This window comes from Fodinicurvata halophila (assembly GCF_042651425.1).
Classification (GTDB): Bacteria; Pseudomonadota; Alphaproteobacteria; order Kiloniellales; family DSM-21159; genus Fodinicurvata; species Fodinicurvata halophila.
The window spans coordinates 121184-144809 of the sequence record NZ_JBHSCW010000010.1 but is presented as its reverse complement, the minus strand read 5'-3'; the positions used below and the strand labels follow the sequence as shown (position 1 = coordinate 144809).

The following is a 23626-nucleotide window of genomic DNA, read 5'->3' as shown; positions in this document are numbered from 1 at the left end:
TCCCTGTCTTCGAATTACTGTGGTCCCGCTGACGCCCGCCTCAACGGGCATAGAAATCGTTGCCCTGGTCGTCGATCACCAGGAAGGCCGGCATGTCCTGCACCTCGATGCGCCAGACCGCCTCCATGCCCAGCTCGGCGAAGTCCAGGGTCTCGACCTTGCGGATGTGATCCTGGGCGATGGCCGCGGCCGCCCCGCCCACGGTGCCCAGGTAGAAGCCGCCGTGGTCAGCGCAGGCCTGGCGCACCTCCGGGCTGCGGTTGCCCTTGCCCAGGGTGACCAGCGAGCCGCCGGCCGCCATGAAGGGCGCGGCATAGGGGTCCATGCGCGCCGAAGTCGTCGGGCCGAACGAGCCGGAGGCCATGCCCTCCGGCGTCTTGGCCGGCCCGGCGTAGTAGATGGGGTGGTCCTTGACGTAGTCGGGCAGGTCTTCGCCCGCCTGCAGGCGCTCCAGCAGTTCGGCGTGCACCACGTCACGCGCCACGATCAGCGGCCCCGTCAGGCTCAGCTTCGTGCCCACCGGCTGGCCCGACAGGGTCCGGCGGATCTCGTCCATCGGCTGGTTCAGGTCCAGGGTCAGCGGCGCCGTGCCGGCACCCTCCGACAATTCGGGCAGGTAACGTTCGGGATGCGCCTCCAGCTTTTCCAGGAAGATGCCGTCGGCGGTGATCTTCGCCTTCACCTGGCGGTCGGCCGAGCAGGAAACGCCCAGGCCCACCGGCAGGCTGCCGGCATGGCGCGGCAGGCGGATCACCCGCACGTCGTGACAGAAGTACTTGCCACCGAACTGCGCACCGATGCCCAGATGGCGCGTCATCTCCAGCACCTGGCCCTCCAGCTCGCGGTCGCGGAAGGCGCGGCCCGTGGCATCGCCCGTGGTCGGCAGGCCGTCCAGCGCGCGGCAGCTGGCCAGCTTCACGGTCTTCAGCGTCTGTTCCGCCGACAGGCCGCCGATGACGATGGCCAGGTGATAGGGCGGGCAGGCGGCGGTGCCCAGGCTGGCCACCTTCTCCTCGAGGAAGGCGTGCAGCTTTTCGGGATTGAGCAGCGCCTTGGTCTGCTGGAACAGGAAGGTCTTGTTGGCCGAGCCGCCGCCCTTGGCGACGAACAGCAGGTCATAGCTGTCGCCCGCCACGGCGGCGATGTCGATCTGGGCGGGCAGGTTGGTGCCGGTGTTCTGTTCCTCGAACATCGATTGCGGCGCCAGCTGGCTGAAGCGCAGGTTGCGCTCGGCATAGGTGCGCGCGATCCCGGCGCTGAAGGCCTCGGCGTCGTCGCCCTCGGTCAGCACCTGCTGCCCCTTCTCGCCGATCACCAGCGCCGTGCCCGTGTCCTGGCAGCTGGGCAGCACCCCGGCCGAGGCGATCACCGCGTTCTTCAACAGCGATTGTGCCACCTCGCGGTCGTTGTCCGAGGCCTCGGGGTCCTCCAGGATGGATCGCAGCTGCTGCAGGTGCGATGGCCGGAAGCGGTGCGCCAGGTCGGCGAAGGCCCGCTCGGCCAGCGCCGACAGCGCCTGCGGCGCGACGGTCAGGAACTCGCGCGCCCCCAACCGCTCCACCGCCAGCCCGTCGCTGCCCAGGCTGACATACTCCGTCTCGTCCGCGCCCTTCTGGAAAATGGGACTGTAGTCGTTCATGCACCCAGTCTAGCACTGGGATTCGGCGAAGGCACGCACGGCGCGGCAAGCCTCGCGCCAACGCCACGGCCGATGCCAGCATGCTTCGAGGCCCCCTGACGGGGGCACCCCAACATGAGGGAGTGTTTTAAGTAACTGGAAATAAACAAAAAAATCCCCTCACGCTGAGGTGCGAGCGAAAGCGAGCCTCGAAGCGGCCCGGCACAGGCTGTTGGACCGGACTCACGCCAATGGCACAGCCGGTGCCAGCATGTTTCGAGGCATCCTTTCGGGATGCACCTCAACATGAAGCTGCTTTTAGTATGGTGATATGAACCAAAACCTCCCCTCAGAATGAGGAAATGCTTTAACCTCCTGGTCACAAACAAAAAACTCTCCTCATGTTGAGGCGGCCTGAAGGGCCCTCGAAACATGTTGGCACAAGCGACAAGACTGGGCTCACCCCAACGGCACCGGGGGAATGGACCTGCCCCTCCCTCTCCCCGCGCCCCCGAAAACCACAAGGAAATGTTGGGCAATCGGCGATGAAGGGGGCATACTGACGACAATAAGGGGGGATAAAGCGTTCGAACGGGGGGTTCGCAATGCAGGCGCTCTACCGCATCACGGTGCTGGCACTGCTCAGCATCGCCATCGGGACACTGGCGTCCCTGGCCGCCATCGGCTTCGTCGAGCTGGTCGCCTGGCTGAACGACCTGCTGCTGGTGGCACCGCGCGCGCGCATCGTCTGGGAAACCCGGCCGCTGCTGATCCAGGGCGCGACCCTTCTGGTGCCCACGCTGGGCGGCCTGGTCGTCGGCGTGATGCTGTCCCGCCTGACCTCGCAAGGGCGCGGCTACACGCCGCCCGACGCCATCCTCGCCGTGCAGACCCGCACCCCCATGCCGTCCCTGCGCGACGGCCTGGTCTCCAGCCTGGCGGCCGCGATCTCCCTGGGCGCCGGCGCCTCGGTCGGTCAGTACGGGCCCATGGCCTACCTGGGCGCCCAGATCGGTGCCCTGGGAGCGCGGCTGAACCTGGGCATCGCCCACCTGCAGGGCGTCGCCATCGGCTGCGGCGTCGCCGCCGCCATCTCCACCGCCTTCAACGCCCCCATCACCGGCCTGGTCTTCGCCCACGAGGTGATCCTGCGCCACTACTCCCTGCGCGCCTTCGCGCCCACCACCGTCGCCGCGGCGACAGGCTATGTCTTCGCCAACGTCATCTTCGAGCGCGAACCGCTGTTCACCGTCGCCTTCGAGGGGGTCGAGCACAGCTACGAGTTCCTGTTCTTCGCCGTCGAGGGCATCCTCTGCGCCTTCGTGGCTATCGCCTTCATGCGGCTCATCCTCTCCTGCGGCAAGCTGGCGGGGCGCCTGTCGCTGCCCTTCGCGCTGCGGCCCATGCTGGCGGGCCTGGCGGTGGGGCTGGTCGCCCTGGAGCTGCCGGAGGTCATGGGCATCGGCTACGAGACCCTGCGCTTCGCCACCATCGAGGGCGCCTTCGCCGGGCACGAGCTGGCCCTGCTGGTCGTCGCCAAGGTCGTCCTGACGGCGCTGTGCCTCGGCTTCGGCTTCCCGGGCGGCGTCTTCAGCCCGTCGCTGCTGATCGGCATCCTGTTCGGCGCCCTGTTCGGCATGATCGTCGCCCAGTTCTCCCCCGTCGACACCTCGGGCATTGTCGTCTATGCCATCTGCGGCATGATGGCGCTGACCAGCCCGGTGATCGGCGCGCCGCTCACCACCATCATCGTCGTCTTCGAGCTGACGCGCAGCTACGCGCTCACCATCGCCGCCATGGTCTCCGTGGTCTTCGCCAACCTGGTCACCTTCCGCCTGTTCGGGCGCTCCATCTTCGACGTGCAGCTGCTCAACCGGGGCTGCGACCTGGCGCTCGGCCGGGACGGCGCCATCCTGTCGCACACGCGCGTGGCCGACTACATGGTCACCGACTTTCCGCGCTGCGACAGCCGGCAGCGCCTGGGCGATCTGCGCGAGCAGCTCTGCCGCCAGGACTGGGACACCATCTGCGTCGTCGACGCGGACGACCGCTACCTGGGAACCCTGACCGCCCGCCACCTGCTGCAGCAGGATCCGGAGCGCACCGCCGGCGAGGCCGCGGTGCGCAGCCCCATCGTCTTCGACGAGACCACCAGCGTTCTCGCCGCCATGGACGGCCTGGTCGATTTCCTGGGCGAGGCCGCCCCCGTGGTCTCGTCCGTTGACGGGCGGCTGATCGGTGTCGCCCCGGAGGGCGTGGTCATCAGCGCCTATCGCGACCTGTCCCGCGAGTTGAGGAGAGAGGAAAATGAAGCGGCCTGAGCGTATCGCCCTGCTGTCCTGCCTGCTCGGAGCGCTCTGGCCGGCTGCGGGCGCGGCCCAGGACGGCGAGACGGACACCCTGACGGTCGTCTCCTGGGGCGGAGTCTACGAGGAAAGCCAGCGCATCGCCTACTTCGACCCCTTCGAGCAGGAGACCGGGGTCGAGGTCGAGGTCGTGGAGTACGAGGGCAACCTGGAGGACCTGCGCGCCGAACTGGAGGACGGCGAGACGGAGTGGGACGTCATCGACCTGGTTTCGGCCGACGCCCGCAAGGGCTGCCAGGACGACCTTCTGCGCCCCATCGACCCGGACATCCTGCCGCCCGCCCCCGACGGCACGCCGGCACGCGAGGACTTCATCGACGGCGCGCTCTTGCCCTGCGCGGTGGTGCAGCTGGTCTTCTCCACGGTGGTGGCCTACGACGAGCGAGCCTTTCCCGGCGAGAAGCCCTCCGGCATCGAGGCTCTCTTCGACATCGAGCGCTTCCCCGGCAAGCGCGCCCTGCGCAAGTCGCCTGGCGCCATCCTGGAATGGGCCCTGCTGTCCTACGGCGTGCCGCGCTCACAGCTCTACGACCTGCTCAGCACCCGGCGCGGCATGGACCTGGCCTTCCGCCGCCTCGAGGAGATCCGCGACGAGATCGTCTGGTGGAGCGATCCGGCCGAACCGGCCCGGCTGCTGGCCGAGGGCGAGGTCGCCATGGCCAGCGGCTTCAACGGTCGCTTCTACGAAAGACGCACCGAGGGCGTGCCGATCTCCATCATCTGGGATCACCAGATCCTCGACTACGACGCCTGGGCCATTCCCGCCGGCAGCGACCAGCCCGAGCTGGCGGAACAGTTCATCGCCTTCGCCACCCAGCCCGAGCGTATGGCCGAGCAGGTGCGCCACATCCCCTACGGTCCCTCGCGGCGCTCGGCCATGCGCCGCCTCGGCCTGGACGAGCAGACCATGGCACCGATCACCGCCCAGCTGCCCACTGCCGAGCACCACCTGGGCACGGCGATCTGGGAGGACAGCGAGTGGTACGCGCGCACCGAGAGCTTCCGACAGCGCCTGTTCGACAACTGGCTGGCGGACGGCGACCCCTTGACCAGGGGCGAGGACGGGAACTGAGCCCCGGCCTACTCGGCAGCCACCCGCGGCAGCGCCACGCGCGCCGGACTGGTGAAGGCGATCACGGCGAAGAGAATGGCGCCGGCGAAGACCAGCAGAGAGCTGAAGACCACCACGGGCTCCAGCTCCGGCCGGCCGCGCAGCATCAGGTAGAGCATGGGCCCCATCAGCGCCACGCCGGAAACGTAGACAGCGTACTGCAGCTTCGCCAGCCATCGCTCGGCCTGCGCCGGGTTCAGCGCGAAGTAACCGGCGAACAGCGCCGGCGTCACCCAGCCCAGCAGGTTGACGTGGGCATGGGCGGCCAGGGTGCTGTGATCATGCGTGGCCGCCATGTGCAGCCCCATGACGATCCCCACCAGCAGGAAAACCACCGCGGTGCGGAAGTACAGCAACGAAATGAAAGGCATCGACTCCTCCAACGAGAACGGCCTCATGACGCGGGCCGCATGAAAATCCTTGCTATACACCAACCGCAGCCGCTGTCTACTGGCTTCTGAGAGGTACCTCCTTCTCTTCCTGGTGTCCCTGCAGTAACACCAACGGCACCGTCCGTGCCGGCATTCTTTGAGGGATCATAATTGATTGAGAATAAACAAAAATACACCCTCATGCTGAGGCGCTCGGCCGACAGGCCGAGCCTCGAAGCAGCCCGGCAGAAGCGGAAAGACCGGGCCCATTCCAACGGCACCGTCCGTGCCGACATGTTTCGAGGGGCCGCTTAAGCGGCCCGCCTCAACATGAGGCCAGTTTTAACTAACTGAAAATAAACACAAAACACCCCTCACGCTGAGGTGCGAGCGTAGCGAGCCTCGAAGCGGCCCGGAACAGGCGGTTGGACTGGGCTCATACCAAAGGCACCGCCGGTGCCGGCATTCTTCGAGGGCGTACTGCGTACACCACCTCGGAATGAGGATAGGCTTAAGGTTCTGATATAAAACAAAAAACCAGCCTCACGCTGAGGTGGCCCTGCAGGGGCCCTCGAAGCGTCTTGGCACAGGCGGAAAGACCGGGCGCACCCCGCCCCCGCCAGCAGCCATTGTTTCATCGACGGGCCATGCCAAACTGCAGGGACCGACTCCTTACACTTCCGACACAGCGGATGCCCATGACAGCCTTCTCCATTCTCGACCTCGCCCCCATCGTCGAAGGCGGCGACGCCGCACAGTCGTTCGCCAACACGCGCGACCTGGCCCAGCATGCCGAACGCTGGGGCTACAATCGCTACTGGCTGGCCGAGCACCATTCCATGCCCGGCATCGCCAGCGCCGCCACCGCCGTGGTCATCGGCCACGTGGCGGGCGCCACCTCGACCATCCGGGTGGGCGCCGGCGGCATCATGCTGCCCAACCATGCGCCGCTGGTGATCGCCGAGCAGTTCGGCACGCTGGAGGCCCTCTATCCCGGCCGCATCGACCTGGGCCTGGGCCGCGCCCCCGGCTCGGACCAGACCACGGCGCGCGCGCTGCGCCGCAACCTGGAGAGCGACCCCAACGCCTTCCCCCAGGACGTCCAGGAGCTGCAGTCCTATTTTGCCGCGCCCCAGCCGGGTCAGAAGGTACGCGCCGTGCCCGGTGCCGGCCTCGACGTACCGCTCTGGATCCTGGGCTCCAGCCTGTTCGGCGCCCAGCTGGCCGCGGCGCTCGGCCTGCCTTACGCTTTCGCCTCGCACTTCGCCCCGGGTGAGATGATGAACGCGCTGGACATCTACCGCAGCCGCTTCCAGCCCTCGGCCCAGCTGGATCGCCCCTACGTCATGCTGGGCCTCAACCTCTTCGCCGCCGACAGCGACGAGGAAGCGCAGCTGCACTTCACCTCGCTGCAGCAGGCCTTCGTCGCCCTGCGCACCGGCCGGCCCGGGCCGCTGCCGGCGCCCGACGCCCGCTTCCTGGAGAAGGTCGAGGGCCCGGCGCGCGAGATGCTGGACCATGCGCTGGCCTGTACCGCGGTGGGCGATCCCGAGAGCGTGAAGGCGCAAATCGGACAATTCCTGGAAAGCACCCGCGCCGACGAGCTGATGCTGACCGGCCAGATCCACGACCATGCCGCCCGCCTGCGCAGCTTCGAGATCGGCGCCCAGGTCATGCAGCAGCTGGCCGGCTGAGGCAGGAGCACGAGTTATGTGGGTCCTTCCCACCTATATCCTGGCCGCCTTCGCCGAGATCGCCGGCTGCTTCGCCTTCTGGGCCTGGCTGCGCCTGGACAAGTCGGCGCTGTGGCTGATCCCCGGCATGGCCTGTCTGGCGCTCTTCGCCTGGGCGCTCACCCGCATCGACGCCGACTTCGCCGGCCGCGCCTACGCCGCCTATGGCGGCGTCTACATCCTCTCCTCCCTGGCCTGGATGTGGGCGATCGAGGGCGCGCGGCCCGACCGCTGGGACGTGATCGGGGCGGCCACCTGCATCCTCGGCGCCACCATCATCCTCTTCGGCCCGCGCCAGGCCTGAGAGGGATAAAGCACAGCTACGCGTCAGCCCCGGAGCCTGTGGACACTTTGCGGCAACAGGCTGCCTGGATGGACGACGACAGAAAAGCCGCGCCAGGTCCGGGGACCTGACGCGGCAGGTAAGGGCAACGGGGAGGATGGGAGGCTTTCCGGGGTTGGCGCAATCAGCGCCCGTAGGTGCTCAGCTGCTCCGTGTTCCAGGTAAAGCCGTCGGCGTTCGCCTCGACAGCGCTGCGCGGGCTGTCGTCCCGGATCCCGGCAGGGTTGTCGGCGAACTGGGTACGCGGTTCGCTGGCCGTCGCGAACTGCGGCTTGCCGCTCGGCAACTCGCCGCCGCTGTAGCCTTCCAGGCTGGGATTGGCGGCGAGGCGACCCGCAGTATAGCTGGCCTCCAAGGGCGTGCTCTCGACGGTGTGCAAGGCGGTTTCGGCCTGCACGTTGCCGCCGTCATAGCCCTCGATGCTGGGATTGTTCTGGGCCAGGGCTGGTCCGGCCAGCAGGGTGGCGAGAGTGAAACCGAGAACGGTGGTCGTGTGCTTGAACATGATGGATCTCCTTTCGTCTTGGCTGTCTATGACGGCTCCGGTTCGATGCCGTCTTCTCAAGACAAAAGGTATGAAGATCTGAAGTTATGGTCCAATCACCTCTGATCGATATTTCGTTATTGCAAACACGAATTCAGTCACGCAAACGTGAATTCCGCGTGAAAACCATGTATATCCGCAGTTTTCTCTAATAATGAAAGAGAACGCCAATCTCCACCCCCGAACCTTTCGCCGGGAAGTCAGGGCGGGGCGCCCGGTTGGCGGCTAGAGCTCGACTCTCTGGCTGTCCTCCGTCTCGGCCTTGCCCGGCTGCAGGCGTTCGGGCGGCAGCCAGCCGCCGGCCACGCCCAGCGCCCGCAGGCCGTCGATGACGAACTGGGCCGCCAGCACGCCGAAGCCGATGGGCAGGATGGAATAGGGAAAGACCATGGGCGTGCCGAACACGCTGGACACGCGCTCTTCGTGCAGCCAGGCATCCTGCGCCAGCAGGAAGCCGCGCCACGCCAGGATGGCCGAGAAGGCCACGCCGACAATGCTGATCACCACGAACAGCGCGGCGCGCCCGCGCGGCGGCAGCTTGTCGGGCAGCAGCGAGATCGAGATCTGCTCGCCCCGGCGCAGGGTATCGGCCGCCGGGATGATGGCCAGATAGACCAGCAGGAAGGAGTTGATCTCCAGGCTCCAGGTGGTGGGCGCCGTGAAGAGATAGCGCATCATGGCGTCATAGAAGATGGTCAGCGCCATGAAGGCGAGCACCACCTGGCCGCTGCGCTGCAGCCACCGGGACAGCCCCTCCAGGACACGCACCCCGCCAGACAGCATGATCGAGCCTCCTTCCTGCCTTGGTCCCTGCAGCGGCCTCAGGCGTCCTCGCCCTCGGCCAGCGCGATGGCGCGTTCGCCGACCTCCTGGCCGACCTCGCCGACCCACTCGTTACGCACCTCGGTGCTGACCTCGGCGAAGCGGTCCAGCGTCTCCTGATCCGGTTCGATCACCTCGACGCCGGCCTCGTCCATCATCGGCCAGTACTCGTCACCGTAGTAATCCTCGTTGGCCATGCGGGCACTGTTCTCGTCGAACCACTCGGCCGCCGAGGTCATGGCCTCCTTGACGTCGTCGGGCATCTGCGCCCAGTGCTCGGTGGTCACGAAGATGCCGATGCCGAAGGCCGTGACCGGCACGCGCAGCACCTGGGTCACCTGCTCCTGCAGGCTGCGGCCCACCACGGTGGAGATGTTGCACACCGCCGCGTCCACGGTGCCGCGCTGCAGCGCGAGGTACAGCTCGGACGAGGGGATGCGCACCGAGGCCCCGCCGAAGGCCTCGATGGCACCGGTGGCTTCATAGCCCACCACGCGCACCTTCTTGCCGTCCAGGTCGTCCAGGTTGCGCACCGGATCGGACTCGGTGCTCCAGATGTACTCGGGCTGCAGGATGTTGCCGCCCACGCTCAGCATGTAGAGGCCATGCTCGCTCTCCAGCTGCTCGTTGATCAGCTCGAACAGCGGCGAGCCGCGCTTCAGGCGGTCCGGATTCTCATAGAGCGCGTTCACCACGCCCGGCAGACCTAGCACGCCCAGGATGGGCAGCGAGCGGGTGACGTAGGAAGTGGTGTGGAACATGAAGTCGATGTTGCCGGCGCGCAGCGCGGGCAGCTGCTCGTCGGCGGACAGCAGGCGCCCGGAATCGTGGAAGTCGATATCCACCACGTCCGAGTGGTTCTTTTCCAGCTGCTCGACGAAGCCGGCCGAACCGGCCGTCAGCGCCTTGTAGGACGGCGGCAGGTAGGTCACGCCGGTGACGGTCTCGGCGGCGCGCGCCCGGCTGAGCGGCAGGCCCAGCGTGGATCCGGCGGCCAGCGCGCCGCTGTAGGTCAGGAACTTTCTGCGATCGATCATTTTCTTCTCCTCCCTCATCAAGGGTCTGTTGCCTGTCATCCAAGCAGGTTGGGCAGCCACAGGGCCAGCCCGGGGAACAGGACGAAGACGATCAGGGTCAGCAGCTGTATGCCCACGAAGGGCAGGACGCTGCGGATGATCTCCTCGATCCTCAGCATGGGCGCGACGCCTTTCAGGGCATAGAGATTCAGCCCCACGGGCGGCGTCACCACCGCGATTTCCAGGTTCATCACCAGGATGATGCCGAACCACAGCGGGTCATAGCCCAGCGCGGTCACCACCGGCAGCAGGATGGGCACCGTCACCACGATCAGCGAGACCGCGTCCACCAGCATGCCCAGGCCGACCATGGCCAGCATGACCAGCAGCAGGATCGCCACCGGCGGCAGTTCCGTGGCGATCAGCAGACTGGTGATCGTGTCCGGCACCCGCACCAGATTCAGGTAGTCGCCGAAGATGCGCGCGCAGCCGATGATCAGCAGGATGGCGCCCGACACCCGCGCCGTCTGCCCCAGGACGCGCAGCAGGGTCGCGCGGTCCAGCACCCGGAAGATGCCGCCGGCGATGACGAAGGCGCCCAGGGCGCCGAAGGCCGCCGCCTCGCTGGGCGTGGCGATGCCGGAATAGATCGTGCCCAGCACGACCACGACCAGCAGGGCCGCGTGCCAGATACCGGCCAGCGCGCGCAGCCGCTGGCCCCAGGTGATGCGGCTGGTCTCCTGCGCCGGCGCCTCCTCGGGGAAGATGCGCACGCGGATGTAGATATACAGGCCCAGCGCGAAGGCCAGCGCCAGCCCCGGGATCAGGCCGCCGATGAACAGGTCGGCCACCGACACGCTGGAAACCGCGCCATAGATGATCAGCGGCACGCTGGGCGGGATCAGCATGGCCAGCGCCCCGGCACTGGCCACCGAGCCGGCCGCCAGCCGCCGGCTGTAGCCGCGCTCCAGCATCTGCGGTATGGCGATGGAGCCCACCGCCGCCACACCGGCAATCGACACGCCGCTGACCGCGCCGAACAGGGCCGAGGCCCCGACGGTGGAGATCGCCAGGCTGCCGCGCAGCCAGTTCAGCCACACCACCACGGCATGGAACAGGTTGCGTCCCACCGGCGTCACCGACAGAAAGCTGCCCATCAGGATGAACAGCGGCAGGGCGATCAGCTCGAAGGAATTGAGCTGCCCGAAGATCGAGGTGGGACCGAAGAAGAAGGCCATGGAGCCGCGCGCCATGTAGAGCCCGGCCAGCCCGGCCGCCCCCAGGGCCAGGAAGATCGGCGCCCCGATGGCGATCAGCGCCAGCAGGACGATGACGACGATGACCGGTTCGATCATGACCGTCCGTCCTTCGCCGGCCCGCCTGGGCCTGCGGCGTGGCGGCAGATGGGGGGACGGGCCCTCTCATCGCTCTGCGGCACGTGGTATCCTCCCTGTGAAAGCCTCTTTGGCGGGCTCTGTAATCTCTTCCTCTTGCGTACGCGTACGCGCACGAATTACTTGGCGTATGCCTTCTCGAACGCCCAGATCTCCTCGAAGCCGATCAGGCGGTTGAACTCGGCGAAGCTGTAGAGGTCGCGGCCGTCCCCGGTGCCGCCCGGCTGCTTCAGGTCGCCGTAGACCTGTTCCAGTGCCCGGGTCGCGGCCAGCAGGCCGGTGACCGGATGGATGGCCAGCGCGAAGCCCATGTCCTGCAGCCGCTCGGCGGGCAGCAGCGGCGTGCGCCCGCCCGGCACCATGTTGGCCAGCAGCGGCCGGTCGATGGCCTGGGCGATGCGCGCCATCTCATCCTCGCTCTCGGGCGATTCGATGAAGATCACGTCGGCCCCGGCCTCGGCATAGGCCGCGCCGCGCCGCAGCGCCTCGTCCAGGCCGTGTTCAGTGCGTGCGTCCGTACGCGCGATGATCAGGAAGTCGTCGCTGCGCCGGCTGTCCCGGGCGACGCGGATCTTCTGCGCCATCTCGTCGGCCGGGATGACCTCGCGTTTGGGCGTATGTCCGCATTTCTTGGGAAAGACCTGGTCCTCCAGCTGGATGGCGCTGACGCCGGCGGCCTCGTAGCCCTGCACCGTGTGCCGCACGTTCAGCAGGCCGCCATAGCCCGTGTCGCCGTCGGCGATGACCGGCGTTGTGGTGCGCGCCACGATCTGGCTGATGCGCTCCAGCATGTCGCGATAGCTGGCCAGTCCCGCATCGGGCAGGCCCAGGCTGGAGGCGACCGTGCCATAGCCGGTGACGTAGAGCGCGGGGAAGCCCATGCGGTCGGCGACCAGCGCCGAGATCAGGTCATAGACTCCCGGTGCGACGACGATCTGTCCGCTGTGAAGGGCCTGCTTCAGCGCAGGGTCCGCCATCCCGTTTCCCCTCTCGTGCCCGCGGTACGCCCGGCGGCTGTTTTCCCGCCCCAGCCGGCAACCGCCGTTTTCTTGTGGAGCAGGACGATATAGCCCGCCGCCGCGCAGTGTCAATCTTCTGGGCCGGCCGGCAGCGAGTCAGGAACGTCCCCCCGCCCGGCCGCGCCACCACAGCAGCGCGAAGCCGATCAGCGGGATCAGGATGTCGCTATAGAAGATCACGCCGGCATTGCCCGGCGCGAAGTTGCCCGCCGTGATCATCTGATAGACATGGCCGCCGGCCGCGCCCCAGAGGAAACAGGCCGGGCCCACCACGGCCGCCAGGCGCAGGCCGAAGCCGCCGCGCCAGGCCAGGAAGCCGACCACGGCGAAGCCCAGGCTGGCGAACCCCACCTCGGCCTGGAACGGGCTGTCCGCCCAGCCGATGAAGGCGGCCGCCATCGCGCCGAAGAAGACATGCATGACGAAGTTGTAGAGGAAGCTGATCCCGATCGAGAAGAACAGGAACCAGGCCAGCAGCGCCTCCGCCACGTCTTCGCGTGTGGGCGGCTTCTTCAGGCGCAGCAGCGCCAGGCCGGCGACGAGCAGGCCCAGCACGAAGAAGCTCAATGTGAAGTTGGACAGGACGAACGAAACAAAGGCTTCCACCGCCTTCTCTCCCCCAAGTAGACAACCGCCGGGAGATTACAGGGCTTCCGGAAAAAGCGCCACTACCCTCGCGCAGAGGTGCTCGGCCGCCAGGTCGAGCCTCGCAGCATCGCCACCGGCGGCGAAGCACGCACGCACCTTCCCCACCTGCCTGTAGCGTGCCAAAAGAATGTCACATCTCTGCGCTCTTGTGCATGCGGCTGTGCTGAACAATTCAGTAGGTGTCGCGAAGGAACTTTGTCGTCCGGCGGCCTGTCCCTGTTCATGAGAGTCAGGTTCCGCACCCACCAGGCAGGGACGACATGGAAACATGCAGGCGACAAACAGAGTGAGTTTCCACGCGCCGGCCGCCCCTTCGCGCTGACGGCCCGGCGACGCAGCACTCCGGGAAAACCGCGCCCCCAGCCAAGGCAGCGTCCCGAACAGGCTCCTCCCTCCCTCTCTTGCCCTGCCCTGTGCAAGGAGGGACTTGGCCGCCCGGCTCGCCGGGCGGCCTTTTCTTATGTCCCGCGTATCGACGGTCTGCGATCGAAGCACCGGAAAGCGGCACGTCGGCAACGACGGCCGCTCTACCGGCAGCCTCCGCTCGCCGCGTCATCTGGATCAGGCAGCGCGGCGCCGGCCGACCTTGCCGGTCGCAGGCTTCGCTCGTGCCGGTGCTCTCGGACGCGGGTCGTTGGCGGGCTCGGGCAGCGTGTCCGTCACGGACGACGCCAGCGCGCCGTGTGCATTCGCCGCCCGCAAGGCCGGCGCCATCAGGCGCGGCACGAGCAGCCAGCACAGCAGCAGGGCAACGCCCGCTACGGCGCTGATCTCCAGCCAGCGGGTTTCGGACCCGAGATCGAACAGGAAGGCACCCAGATGGAACACGGAGAACATCGACAGGGTGACAAGGGTCAGGGTTACGGTGACGCCCCCAAGATCACCCCGGGTCCAGGCCTCGGGGCGCGGGCGACGAAACTGGCCATAGGCCCACGCAAAGAACAGAACCGTCACGGCCAGCATGCCGACGCCAAGCATGGCGTTCATTTTTACCTCCAGGAGGCAAGGCGCAGCGAAACCACGGAGCGCTCATGCGACCCCCGGCTCATGCGCGGATGATTTGATGTGTGTAGGCGCTGGGCGGTTTTTAAGAGGGTGATGAAAATAATGTTGGAGCCCGGGGAGCGTCAGGGAGGAGGTCTTTCAACCGATTGATATGACGGGTATATTTTCGAATACCAAACGTTCTTGTATGAACTCCGCAGGAGTTTCGAGCGTCATATTGAAAAGCAACGCGCGCTCAGCCTTCAGCAAGGCGATGGGGGCACCAGCACATTTACGCGGATAACTCGTGCTCAAGAGCCTCAGCCACCAGTTGATTCAGGCTGACGCCTCGGGCCCTGGCGGCTTCGACGGCCTGCTTGTGCACCATCTCGGGAACACGCACCTGGAACTTTCCGGAAAACCGCCTGGTGGGCTCAATGCCCTTGTCCCGGCATGTCTCCAGAAAAACGCGCAGCGAGATTTCGCCTTCCTTGCGCAGGTCTTCGACACTCTCCGCATAGAAGTCCGCGCCCCCATTGAGACCCGTGAACTCACCACGGAATTTCTCAATCTCCGGATCGTACTGAACAACAGCACGATAGCCATTGATGATCATGACGTTGTTCATGGCTTCACTCCATTCGCCCTCTAACCACTTCCGAATGCTGGCGATAGCACCCTTGTCGGTGTCCGGGGTTGGGTGTGGTCGATGAAAGATCCGCACCTCCCCGAACAGTACGACAGCGACACGAGAGCCTTCTCGTTCCTCGACATCAGCCCCGAGCGCCTTGAACAGGGCTTCAACATCACCCCATTGAATCGAACCTGGTGTAGGGCGCGCGAAAATCGCCGCGAGGGTCCTCTTGTGTTTCCGCTTCATCTGAGCATGGTACTAAAATATAGTATCGCATCAACGAGCGTGCAAGACACCCTCGGTCTCCCTGTCAGCCAACGAGCGGCCTACTCCCTGAGTACGATAAAGAGATGTCCTCTCCTTGAATCATAGTATAAACGATAGTATATACGTAAACGCGTCAGGCAGAGGACGACCACCATGGACACACGCAAGACCATCAAGAAAATCGGGAACAGCGCCTTCCTGCCGCTCTCCCAGGATATTCTTCAGGAATTGAAGGCTGACGTGGGCTCGACCCTACGCGTCTCCGTATCCGAAAGACAGTTCACGGCCCAGGTGGTGGACAGCCACTACGACGAGACCTGGCGCGCCGCGGACCGCATGGCCTCCCGCTATGCCCGCACGCTGCGCCTTTTCGGGCAATGACACGCGGACAGCCGCCTCTCATACCCGCTCGCCAGGACAAGAAGGCATGAGCGTCAACAGCTACGTCTGGCCGCACCCCCAGGCAGTGGTCGACCGGCTTGCCCGTTTCATGGACGACCATGACGAGAAGCTGGTGATCACCTCCCCCGACGATCTTGTTGCCGGCTTCGAACGCGCACGCACCTACGCTGAATACGAGCCCCAGGCCACAGCCGCCCTGCTCTCCGCCCTGGTCTTCGAGGGGATCGTGACACGACATGCTCTGCTGGACGGCAACAAGCGCCTGGCCTGGCTGGCCGCCATGACCTTCCTGGTGATGAACGACATCTACCTCGACGCCCCGGAGGACGACGCCTACGAAGCCGGCATGTCCGTCATCCGGCGCGAGACAAGCGTGACGGATCTCGCCAGCTTCATCGAACGCTACAGCCGCCCCCTAGTGGAATAGCTCTGCACTGCTTTGAATGGCGGTCTTTACAGAGATGATCTTCCATTTGATTCGACTGCTTTTCTTCTTGCTCGGTCGTCTTTTTCTTAACTTCGATTTCAGGCAAAAATAGATACTTTTTAAATTATTATTTTATAATATAGAGCATGTATAAAGTAAAAATTCGAATTAAATATATATACTGTAGTGAAAAATTTTTTATTCTGTAAGATTAAAATCTTCTGCTACTTTCTCTAATATTGAAAATATAGCCGAAGTCTCATTAAATGTATGGAATGAACTTCTATCTTCGATTCTCGGAGCTGCTTCTTTTTCATACCATTCTTCTAGAGTTCCATCTCCCTTTCTTCTTCTCTTTTTTTCAAAAATATCTCTATAGCGCCTTGGAGAAATCCCATAGAAATGCTCGAATGAAACTTTATTTGTGGATCTATTTCTTCCAAATGAAATTGAATCTTCATGTAATTCTGAAGCCTTACTTTTTGGATAAGGTTCTATAAAAACGACTCTCTGAATACCAGATGCTATAATATGTTTTGCACAGTTATGACAGGGAAAAGTTGTACAGTATAAAGTAGCCCCCTTTAGAGAGCGCCCCAATCTAGCTGCGTCAGTTATTGCATTCATTTCCGCATGAGTCATCCTCCCAAATTCAGTAATATCCATTAATAAAGAGTCTGATATATTTTCATTACCAATAATTTCTTGGAACAAATCGATATCACTACTTGGTGAGTTAATAAACTCATTATCTCTCAACCTCTTGATAATATCAAATAACAAGCGTCTCTTATAAGTTGTGTTAGCATCATGCCCTTCATCGTAATCACGATGTGGATCTATATCATCTGACCAATATGTACCACCTCCTGCCTTTGGAACCTCATTGCAGCCCAGAGCCACAACCTCTGACTCAGTAGTGAATATTGATGCCCCTACTTGACGCGCAGTATCAATTGAACGCAGAGAGGCTGATGCAGCCATATAAGTCCCGTATTCGTCCGCTGATGGACTAATAGAATTACGCCCAAAAAAAGCTTCTACAAATCTTCTAATATTTTTTTCAATTAACACTTCTGTATTTGCATCTACAAATACATCTCCAAGATGAAATACATCACCTATTCTTTGACCCCAATTTACCGTTATCTCATTTAAATCCCGCTCTATAAGTTGTTCAGCATATTTATCACAGGTATCTTTATCCAAATTTGGATTTTGCGAAGCCATGCGACGTGACAATCCTTTTAATCTTTCTTCCTGACGCGCATTTGCTGATAGTTGTATAAATTTTGATCCATAAACTTTCTTTAAAGCATCAATTTCTTCTTTTCTCTTAAATTGCCGAATTACAAATGCATGTTTCTGCAAAGGAATCTCAGAAGCGTTTTCTGATTCAAGCTCTTTATTAGACAGTATTTGGGAATTAATATCATATCTTAATTGTCGTATATGAAGCATAACAAGCCCAGCGATAGCTGCATCATTATTACATTTTCTTCTTACTGCATTGGCATAGTCTATTCGAGTCTGATAATGTGTGAGAGGGTCAGCGCTATGTTTGATCTCGATACCGACATCCACTTGTTGCATAATTTCAGTTGCACGAATCGAGATTGGCTCATAGCCAACCGTCTGCAAACTCGCACAAAGCTTGGATTCAACATCGTCCATGTTCACACCAATTGGACCAACCAAGCCAAACACAAGTTCTGGGTGCTTTTTTTCCTCGAACATCGAACAGCATCCTTTGAACGCTTCGCCTAGAAAGATTAACTATAGAATCAGTCAAGAGCATTATACTATAATTTGGGAGGTAATGTAAGAATGACCGAAATCCAACAAAAATCTCCGTCAAATGGCAATGATTCAAAAATAAAAGAAAAACACAGCGATGAACTAAAAAATGGATTAGAGAATGTCGCGAGTACACTTAAATCTCGACATCCTGAATTAAGAGGGTCATTTAAAGTAAAGCTCAATGATAAAAAGTACTATTAATTTCATCAAGAGGGGAATTTAAATTCCCCTCTCTTTTTTATAATGGATAATTATAAGCATTACCTTCGAAATACCCTTATTCAACTTTCTGTATCGGGTCCTCCACTGAATCACCTCCTGCCTTTTCCCCCAGCTCGCTGGCCACGCTGCGGAACTGTTCCAAGGCTGATTCCAGGTTCTCCACGATCTCGGCGGCCAGCAGGTCGGGGGGCGGCAGGTTCTCCGTGTCTTCTAGGCTGTCGTCGCGCAGCCAGAAGAGATCCAGGTTCACCTTGTCGCGCTGGATCAGTTCGTCATAGGTGAAGCGCCGGAAGCGCTCGGTCTCCTGCCGGTCATGGTAACAGCGCACGAAGTCGTCCAGCTCAGCCCGGGTCAGCGGCTTGGTGCGCAGGGTCTTGTGCACGTTGGTGCGATAGTCATAGACCCACAGCTCCCGCGTCTGCGCCTCGCGCGCCGCCGGGCGCTTGTCGAAGAACAGGACGTTGGCCTTCACGCCCTGGCTGTACCAGATACCCGTGGGCAGGCGCAGCAGGGTGTGGAAGTTGAAACCGTCCAACAGGCGTCGGCGCAAGCCCTCACCGGCGCGCCCCGCCTCGAACAGCACGTTGTCGGGCATGACCACGCCCGCACGCCCGTTTGTGTCCAGGATGGTCATGATGTGCTGCAGGAAGTTGAACTGCTTGTTCGAGGTGGTGAACTTGAAGTCCGCGCGCTCGTAGTTCTCGCGCTCGGTGGTGACCTGGCCATCCTCACCCACCACGGTATAGCTGGACTTCTTGCCAAAGGGCGGATTGGTCAGCACCACGTCAAAGCGCTCCCCGCCATCATTTGACAGGGCATCGCCGCGCTCCACCGGACTGCCGCCATTGCCGAGGCCATGCAGGTAGAGGTTCATGGCACAGAGCCGCACCACCTCGTCCACGATATCCATGCCGGTAAAGGCCGTGTGGCGCAGGTCGCGCAGCTTCTCCCGGTCCCGGGTCTGGTCCTTCATATGCTCATAGGCCTGCAGCAGGAAACCGCCGGTGCCACAGGCCGGGTCGCAGACCGTCTCGCTCACCTTCGGATCCACGCACTTGACCATGGCGTCGATCACGGGCCGCGGCGTGAAGTACTGCCCGGCGCCCGAGCGCACTTCCGAGGCATTGCGTTCCAGCAACCCCTCATAGATCTCGCCCTTCACGTCCACGTCCAGGCCGATCCAGGGCCCCTCCTTGTCGATCAGGCTGACCACACGCTTCAGCTTGGCGGGATCCGACAGCTTGTTCTGCGCCTTGCGGAAGATCGTGCCCACCAGCCCGTCTTCATGGGCCAGCGCCTCCAGGCTGCGGCGATACTGCTGTTCCAGGTCCTCGCCGTCCTTGCCCGCCAACTGCGCCCAGCCCCACTCCGGCGGCACGGTCGAGGGCTCGCCCAGGTGGTCCACCCGCTCCTGGTCCATCTTCAGGAACAGCAGGAAGGTGATCTGTTCGATATAGTCGCCATAGGAAATGCCCTGGTCGCGCAGCACATGGGCATAGTTCCAGACCTTCTGGACCAGTTGTTCCTTGTTGCTCATCGGAGTACCTCGAGGGGAAAGACAGAGTCAGTGTTCATGAAAAGGGGCCAAGGCACAGCCGGACAGACGACAATCATGCAGCCTGCGTCCGGCGTGATCGTTTCGATTTGGCGGGACAATCCGACTGGATACGCGCCAGCAACTCACTGGCAGATTCGTCATCTGGATTCTGTGGCACCAGACGGCCTGCAAAGGCGTCTTTCAGGATGGACTGGCGCAGGGCGGCGGAACGGGCAAGCTCGGTTTGACAAGTCTTTAAGCTTGCGATCTCGCGAGACGACTCTTCTGATACTCTTTGGACGATCTCTTCCTGTTCGAGGTACGGAGGCAGTGGAACAGGCGTCGCCTCCACATCACCTTGGTTAATGCTGGCTTGGTTCACAGCGTGCTTGCAGTTCTGGATCAGTTTCTTTCTACCCAAATCGCTGGTCAAATAAAGTCTGAGATATTCTTTGCTGATCAGGTTGCCCACCGAAAACCTCATCATATTCGACTCGAATAGCGCTCCTTCGTATTCACTGGGTAAAAGAGTGGTCTTTCCCAAGTGGGAAACACTGTTCACGCGATTCACCACAAAATCACCATGGTGCAGACCATATTTCTGGCAATCGTCCGGCTCGGCAGCGACGAGTCGAAGTTCGCTCATGGGCCGAAGCCAATCAACTTGATAATCATCAATCCGAAGAATTGGGGTTCCCGAGCCGTATTTTGATTGGGGCAGATACAATCCGTTTTGTGGGCCTGCCGAAATGAGAGCGCCAAGCGATGTCCAAATCCAGCCTTCCGGTAGTTCCGACAAGTCGGTCGTGTCGAGGGCAGCGGGTTCCTTGTATTTCCCGCGGCCTTCCCAGGTTTCGCGGCGGGTTTGCAGGATGCGCTCCAGCAGGTCGCGGCCGTGTTCCTGGCGGTGCGCGTTCTGCGCACGCCAATCAGCCGTCAACTGACCGGTGACGGCGGCCTTCAGCACCGACTGGCGATAAGTGGAAAGCTGCCTCTGCACCTCGCGCAGCGCTTCTTCGCCCTTGTCCAATCGAGCAAACAGCGTCTCGATCTTCTCGACGATGCGGCGTTGTTCGTTGAGGGGAGGGAGTGGCACCGGAATGTCGCGAACTGTCAGTGACGAGAGATGTTTAACAGTAATAGAGGAAGTATGATCATTAATTAACTTCAGGTATCCTGGTAGAGCTAATGCTAGGAACTTTTGGGAATAGAAGTCTTCATTGGCAGTCAACGAACAAACACGCTGGTTGAGCAGAGCTTGCCCACCCCCCCAAATCCGACAATTGAAATCCCCATCCATACCAATTGCGATTTGTCCGTTCTCAATAAAGGTCATCTTCGGATCATCAACAGGACCGTGATAGTAGGTGCCCGGCACCCCCTTTGTTACGTCACGAATCCTGACAATAGGTGTGCCTTCCTTATCGTTGAAACCGCTGGATTTAAAAGCATAGCCATTAACCAGTGCTGCAATCTCACCGATTCGGACACGCTCCCATGTGTGGTGACACGCATGCAGACCATTTGTGCTGCTACCGATGAGTTGTTCGATATTCTCCCCAAAACTCATATTAAGCCACCAGCGCTCCCTGCAGATCATCCAGCATGTCGTTCAACTCCGGCCCCAGTACCTTGCGCGCCTGTATGATTCCGCCACGGTCGGCCAGGCTGGGGGCTTCCTGGAAATCGCGCGGCGTAATCTCGGCGTTCGCCGCTATATAGGAGGCGATGGTGCGAAGCCAGTCTTCCTGCTCGGCCGTGTAGGCCCGGCCGGCGCGTTTCTCGCGCCCCAGCCACAGGTTGAAGCGCTGCTCCACCACGGTGCCGAAGGGCTCCAGCACCTCGTCCTGGCCCAGGGCAAAGCGCACCAGGCTGACCACCTCGGTCAGCTGGTCGTCGACCGGGGCGCCGCGCACCTTGGCCGCCTCCAGCCGGCGATAAGCCTGCCAGACAGTGGCAGTGGTCAGGTAATGCGGCGGATCGCCCAAACGCTGGACCAGCTCGCGGATGGCCTGATAGGTCAGCTTCTGCTGTCCGCGCGGCTGGTTATAGAGAATCTGCAGGGCGGTCAGCTGGTCGCGGTTGTCCTCCATGAACTCCCGGAAGCTGGTCACCGTTGCCTCGGCCTTCCTCTTGTCGAAGGTCGCGCCCAGCATGGTATCGGTCGTGACCTCATCGATCACGATGTCCGTCTTCTGCTTGATGTCCTTCAGCAGGTCGCGCAGCTGTGGCGAATCAAAGGGCTGACATGCTTCGTCCATTAGCCTCCCGACCACGGCATCTTTCTGGTCTTGGGTGGCCTGTGGTCCATGCTGCTGATGGATGGCGCTTTCCTGCCTATCCGGATCGATGGCGTCCAGCAGATCGTTGGACAGCTCCCGCGGTGGCTTGCCGCCACTGGCCTCGGCAATGCGGTGGCGCTCCTCCTCGCCCAGCTTGCGGTCCAGGGCCGACAGGCGGCCGGCCAGGGAGGACAGGGCCTCCTCGTCGCGCCGTCCCATGGCCACCTGGTCCAGCAGGGCATCGAAACTGACGGTCTTCTTGCGCTCCAGTGGCTGCGAGGCGTTCTTCTTGGTCTCCGACACGCCCACGGCATCGATCAGGATGAAGCGCGTCTTGGTCTTCGCATCGGGGGTCACGGCCTTCAGGTCGGCATCGGGAATGGAGCGCACCCCGCGGCCCTTCATCTGCTCGTAATAGCCCTCGGATTTCACGTCGCGCATGAAGATCAGGACCTCCACCGGCTTGATGTCCGTGCCGGTGGCGATCATGTCCACGGTCACCGCAATGCGGGGGAAGGGATCGACACGAAAGGCCTTGATCAGTTCCTTGGGGTCCTCGCCGCTGTTGCGATAGGTGATCTTCTTGGCGAAGTCGTTGCCTTCCCCGAACACCTCGCGCACGGCATGGACGATCTCCTCGGCGTGGTTGTCGTCCTTGGCAAAGATCAGGGTCTTGGGCAGCCACTGGCCGCTGCGGTCGGGGAACAGTTCGGTGAAGACCCGCTCGCGATAGGTCTGCAGCACCGTGCGAATCTGGTTGGGGTTCACCACCGAGCGGTCCAGCTCCTTGGCGCTGTACTCCAGGTCGGCGTCCAGCTGTTCATAGCGCAGCTTGCGGCTGCGCTTGTCCCTCACCGGCACCTGGAAACCGGTATCCGTGCCCTCGATGCGCCCGCCCTCTTCGCTGACCTGCGTTCGGATGCGATAGATCTCGTAGCCCACGTTCACGCCATCGGCCACCGAACGCTCATAAGGGTATTCGGCCACCAGGTTCTGGTTGAAGAAACCCAGGGTATGCTTGGACGGCGTGGCCGTCAGGCCGATGATTGAAGCATCGAAATACTCCAGCACCTGGCGCCAGAGGCCATAGATGGAGCGATGGCACTCGTCGGTGATGATGAAGTCGAAGGTCTCGACGGGAATCTCCGGGTTATAGCCCAGGGGCGCAACCTCGCTGCCCGCTGCCTGTGCCATCTCGAAGGCCGAGCGTTCCTCGGCCTCGTCCTCCAGCTCCTCGCCGCGCAACAGGGAATAGAGGCGCTGGATCGTCGTGATGACCACCTTGGCATCGCGATCGATGTGGTGGGAGCGCAGGTGCTGGACGATATAGGTATCGGTGAAGCGGTTGGCGGCCCCCGGCGGCTGGAAGTTCTGGAACTCCCGCAGCGTCTGGTCGCCCAGGTTGTTGCGATCCACCAGGAACAGGATTCGCCGCGCCCCGGCATGACGGATCAGGCGATAGGAGAAGGAACAGGCCGTGAAGGTCTTTCCGGCCCCGGTCGCCAGCTGGATCAGCGACCGCGGCCGGTCCTCGGCCAGCGAGCGCTCCAGGTTGGTGATGGCCTCGACCTGACAGTCGCGCAGCCCGCTGCTGTCCAGCGGCGGCATCTGCTGCAGCCGGGCGCGCAGGGTATCCGGTTGCTGCAGCCAGGCCCGCAGGGTTTCCGGCCGATGAAAGGCGAAGATCCGGCGTGAGCGCGGCTTCGGGTCGCGCAGGTCACGGAACAGGGTCTCCGTGCCCGTGCTCTCGTAATCATAGAGCAGCATGTCACCCCAACTGGCCAGATGAGGCGGCAGGGCGCCCATGTACTTCTCGGACTGATCGGCCACCCCGCTCAGGGTCACGCCGCTTTTTTTGGCCTCGATCACCCCGGCCGCCTTGCCGTCCACAAACAGCAGGTAATCACAAGGGCCAGCCGGCAACTGGAACTCCCGCACCGCGACGCCCAGCGCCGCGTTGCGATTGAAATCTTCCATATCCTGCAACACCCAGCCCGCATCGCTCAGAAGGCGGTCAATCTCCGCCCGGGCCTTGTCTTCGGGTGTCTGCATGCAGGGAACCTCTGTGTTGCGCGCGGGGCAGCCT

General features: G+C 62.3%; 21 protein-coding genes. 7 read left to right on the top strand and 14 right to left on the bottom strand.

Annotated elements, in window-relative coordinates; translation table 11 throughout:
• Window positions 1-40: 40 nt before the first annotated feature.
• Window positions 41-1639, bottom strand: a complete 1599-nt coding sequence (locus ACFOW6_RS15805; protein ID WP_382423390.1) for a FumA C-terminus/TtdB family hydratase beta subunit — start codon at window positions 1637-1639, stop codon at window positions 41-43.
• Between the two features lie 584 nt (window positions 1640-2223).
• Here ACFOW6_RS15805 and ACFOW6_RS15800 point away from each other — a divergent pair.
• Window positions 2224-3939, top strand: coding sequence for a chloride channel protein (locus ACFOW6_RS15800; RefSeq protein ID WP_382423389.1), 1716 nt, complete (start codon window positions 2224-2226; stop codon window positions 3937-3939).
• Window positions 3926-5056: an extracellular solute-binding protein gene (locus ACFOW6_RS15795; protein WP_382423388.1), complete on the top strand. Its 1131-nt coding sequence runs from the start codon at window positions 3926-3928 to the stop codon at window positions 5054-5056. Before ACFOW6_RS15800 ends, ACFOW6_RS15795 begins: the two co-directional genes overlap by 14 nt.
• An 8-nt stretch (window positions 5057-5064) precedes the next feature.
• On the opposite strand, the gene ACFOW6_RS15790 is transcribed toward ACFOW6_RS15795, so the two are convergent.
• Entirely contained in the window at window positions 5065-5466 is a 402-nt protein-coding gene (locus tag ACFOW6_RS15790; protein WP_382423387.1) for a hypothetical protein, read from the bottom strand.
• A gap of 698 nt (window positions 5467-6164) precedes the next feature.
• On the opposite strand from ACFOW6_RS15790, the gene ACFOW6_RS15785 reads away from it, so the two are divergent.
• Window positions 6165-7160 (top strand): LLM class flavin-dependent oxidoreductase, encoded by a 996-nt coding sequence (locus ACFOW6_RS15785; RefSeq protein ID WP_382423386.1) that lies wholly within the window; start codon window positions 6165-6167, stop codon window positions 7158-7160.
• Between the two features lie 16 nt (window positions 7161-7176).
• On the top strand, window positions 7177-7503 hold the full coding sequence (locus ACFOW6_RS15780; protein ID WP_382423385.1) for a YnfA family protein: 327 nt from the start codon (window positions 7177-7179) through the stop codon (window positions 7501-7503).
• A 163-nt stretch (window positions 7504-7666) separates the two neighbouring features.
• On the opposite strand, the gene ACFOW6_RS15775 is transcribed toward ACFOW6_RS15780, so the two are convergent.
• From ACFOW6_RS15775 to ACFOW6_RS18190, 8 genes are all read right to left on the bottom strand, one after another.
• A complete protein-coding gene (locus tag ACFOW6_RS15775) occupies window positions 7667-8047 on the bottom strand; it encodes a hypothetical protein (protein WP_382423384.1) in 381 nt (126 codons plus the stop codon).
• A gap of 264 nt (window positions 8048-8311) precedes the next feature.
• On the bottom strand, window positions 8312-8869 hold the full coding sequence (locus ACFOW6_RS15770; RefSeq protein WP_382423383.1) for a TRAP transporter small permease: 558 nt from the start codon (window positions 8867-8869) through the stop codon (window positions 8312-8314).
• A gap of 38 nt (window positions 8870-8907) precedes the next feature.
• On the bottom strand, window positions 8908-9945 hold the full coding sequence (locus ACFOW6_RS15765) for a TRAP transporter substrate-binding protein (protein ID WP_382423382.1): 1038 nt from the start codon (window positions 9943-9945) through the stop codon (window positions 8908-8910).
• A 35-nt stretch (window positions 9946-9980) separates the two neighbouring features.
• Complete coding sequence (locus ACFOW6_RS15760) at window positions 9981-11279, bottom strand: TRAP transporter large permease (protein WP_382423381.1); 1299 nt, start codon at window positions 11277-11279, stop codon at window positions 9981-9983.
• Between the two features lie 158 nt (window positions 11280-11437).
• A complete protein-coding gene (locus tag ACFOW6_RS15755; protein WP_382423380.1) occupies window positions 11438-12295 on the bottom strand; it encodes an isocitrate lyase/PEP mutase family protein in 858 nt (285 codons plus the stop codon).
• 138 nt (window positions 12296-12433) lie between these two features.
• On the bottom strand, window positions 12434-12943 hold the full coding sequence (locus tag ACFOW6_RS15750) for a DUF6790 family protein (protein WP_382423379.1): 510 nt from the start codon (window positions 12941-12943) through the stop codon (window positions 12434-12436).
• Between the two features lie 603 nt (window positions 12944-13546).
• A complete protein-coding gene (locus ACFOW6_RS15745) occupies window positions 13547-13972 on the bottom strand; it encodes a hypothetical protein (protein WP_382423378.1) in 426 nt (141 codons plus the stop codon).
• A 289-nt stretch (window positions 13973-14261) separates the two neighbouring features.
• Window positions 14262-14849 carry a toxin-antitoxin system HicB family antitoxin gene (locus tag ACFOW6_RS18190; RefSeq protein WP_449267369.1) on the bottom strand — a complete coding sequence of 196 codons (588 nt, stop codon included), beginning with the start codon at window positions 14847-14849 and terminating at the stop codon, window positions 14262-14264.
• 174 nt (window positions 14850-15023) lie between these two features.
• Here ACFOW6_RS18190 and ACFOW6_RS15730 point away from each other — a divergent pair, with 174 nt between their 5' ends.
• Window positions 15024-15251 carry an AbrB/MazE/SpoVT family DNA-binding domain-containing protein gene (locus ACFOW6_RS15730; protein WP_382423377.1) on the top strand — a complete coding sequence of 76 codons (228 nt, stop codon included), beginning with the start codon at window positions 15024-15026 and terminating at the stop codon, window positions 15249-15251.
• A gap of 46 nt (window positions 15252-15297) precedes the next feature.
• Complete coding sequence (locus ACFOW6_RS15725) at window positions 15298-15699, top strand: type II toxin-antitoxin system death-on-curing family toxin (protein ID WP_382423376.1); 402 nt, start codon at window positions 15298-15300, stop codon at window positions 15697-15699.
• Window positions 15700-15897: 198 nt separating this feature from the next.
• Here ACFOW6_RS15725 and ACFOW6_RS15720 read toward each other — a convergent pair whose 3' ends face one another.
• Window positions 15898-17436 carry an anti-phage dCTP deaminase gene (locus ACFOW6_RS15720; RefSeq protein ID WP_382423375.1) on the bottom strand — a complete coding sequence of 513 codons (1539 nt, stop codon included), beginning with the start codon at window positions 17434-17436 and terminating at the stop codon, window positions 15898-15900.
• Between the two features lie 90 nt (window positions 17437-17526).
• Between ACFOW6_RS15720 and ACFOW6_RS15715 the strand changes: the two genes are divergently transcribed.
• A complete protein-coding gene (locus ACFOW6_RS15715) occupies window positions 17527-17700 on the top strand; it encodes a hypothetical protein (protein ID WP_382423374.1) in 174 nt (57 codons plus the stop codon).
• A gap of 76 nt (window positions 17701-17776) precedes the next feature.
• Here the strand turns inward: ACFOW6_RS15715 and ACFOW6_RS15710 are convergent, their stop codons facing one another.
• The 3 genes from ACFOW6_RS15710 to ACFOW6_RS15700 all read right to left on the bottom strand — a co-directional run bounded on the left by ACFOW6_RS15710 (window position 17777) and on the right by ACFOW6_RS15700 (window position 23592).
• Window positions 17777-19258 (bottom strand): type I restriction-modification system subunit M, encoded by a 1482-nt coding sequence (locus tag ACFOW6_RS15710; protein WP_382423373.1) that lies wholly within the window; start codon window positions 19256-19258, stop codon window positions 17777-17779.
• 73 nt (window positions 19259-19331) lie between these two features.
• Window positions 19332-20828, bottom strand: coding sequence for a restriction endonuclease subunit S (locus tag ACFOW6_RS15705; protein WP_382423372.1), 1497 nt, complete (start codon window positions 20826-20828; stop codon window positions 19332-19334).
• A gap of 1 nt (window position 20829) precedes the next feature.
• Complete coding sequence (locus tag ACFOW6_RS15700) at window positions 20830-23592, bottom strand: type I restriction endonuclease subunit R (protein WP_382423371.1); 2763 nt, start codon at window positions 23590-23592, stop codon at window positions 20830-20832.
• Window positions 23593-23626: the final 34 nt, after the last annotated feature.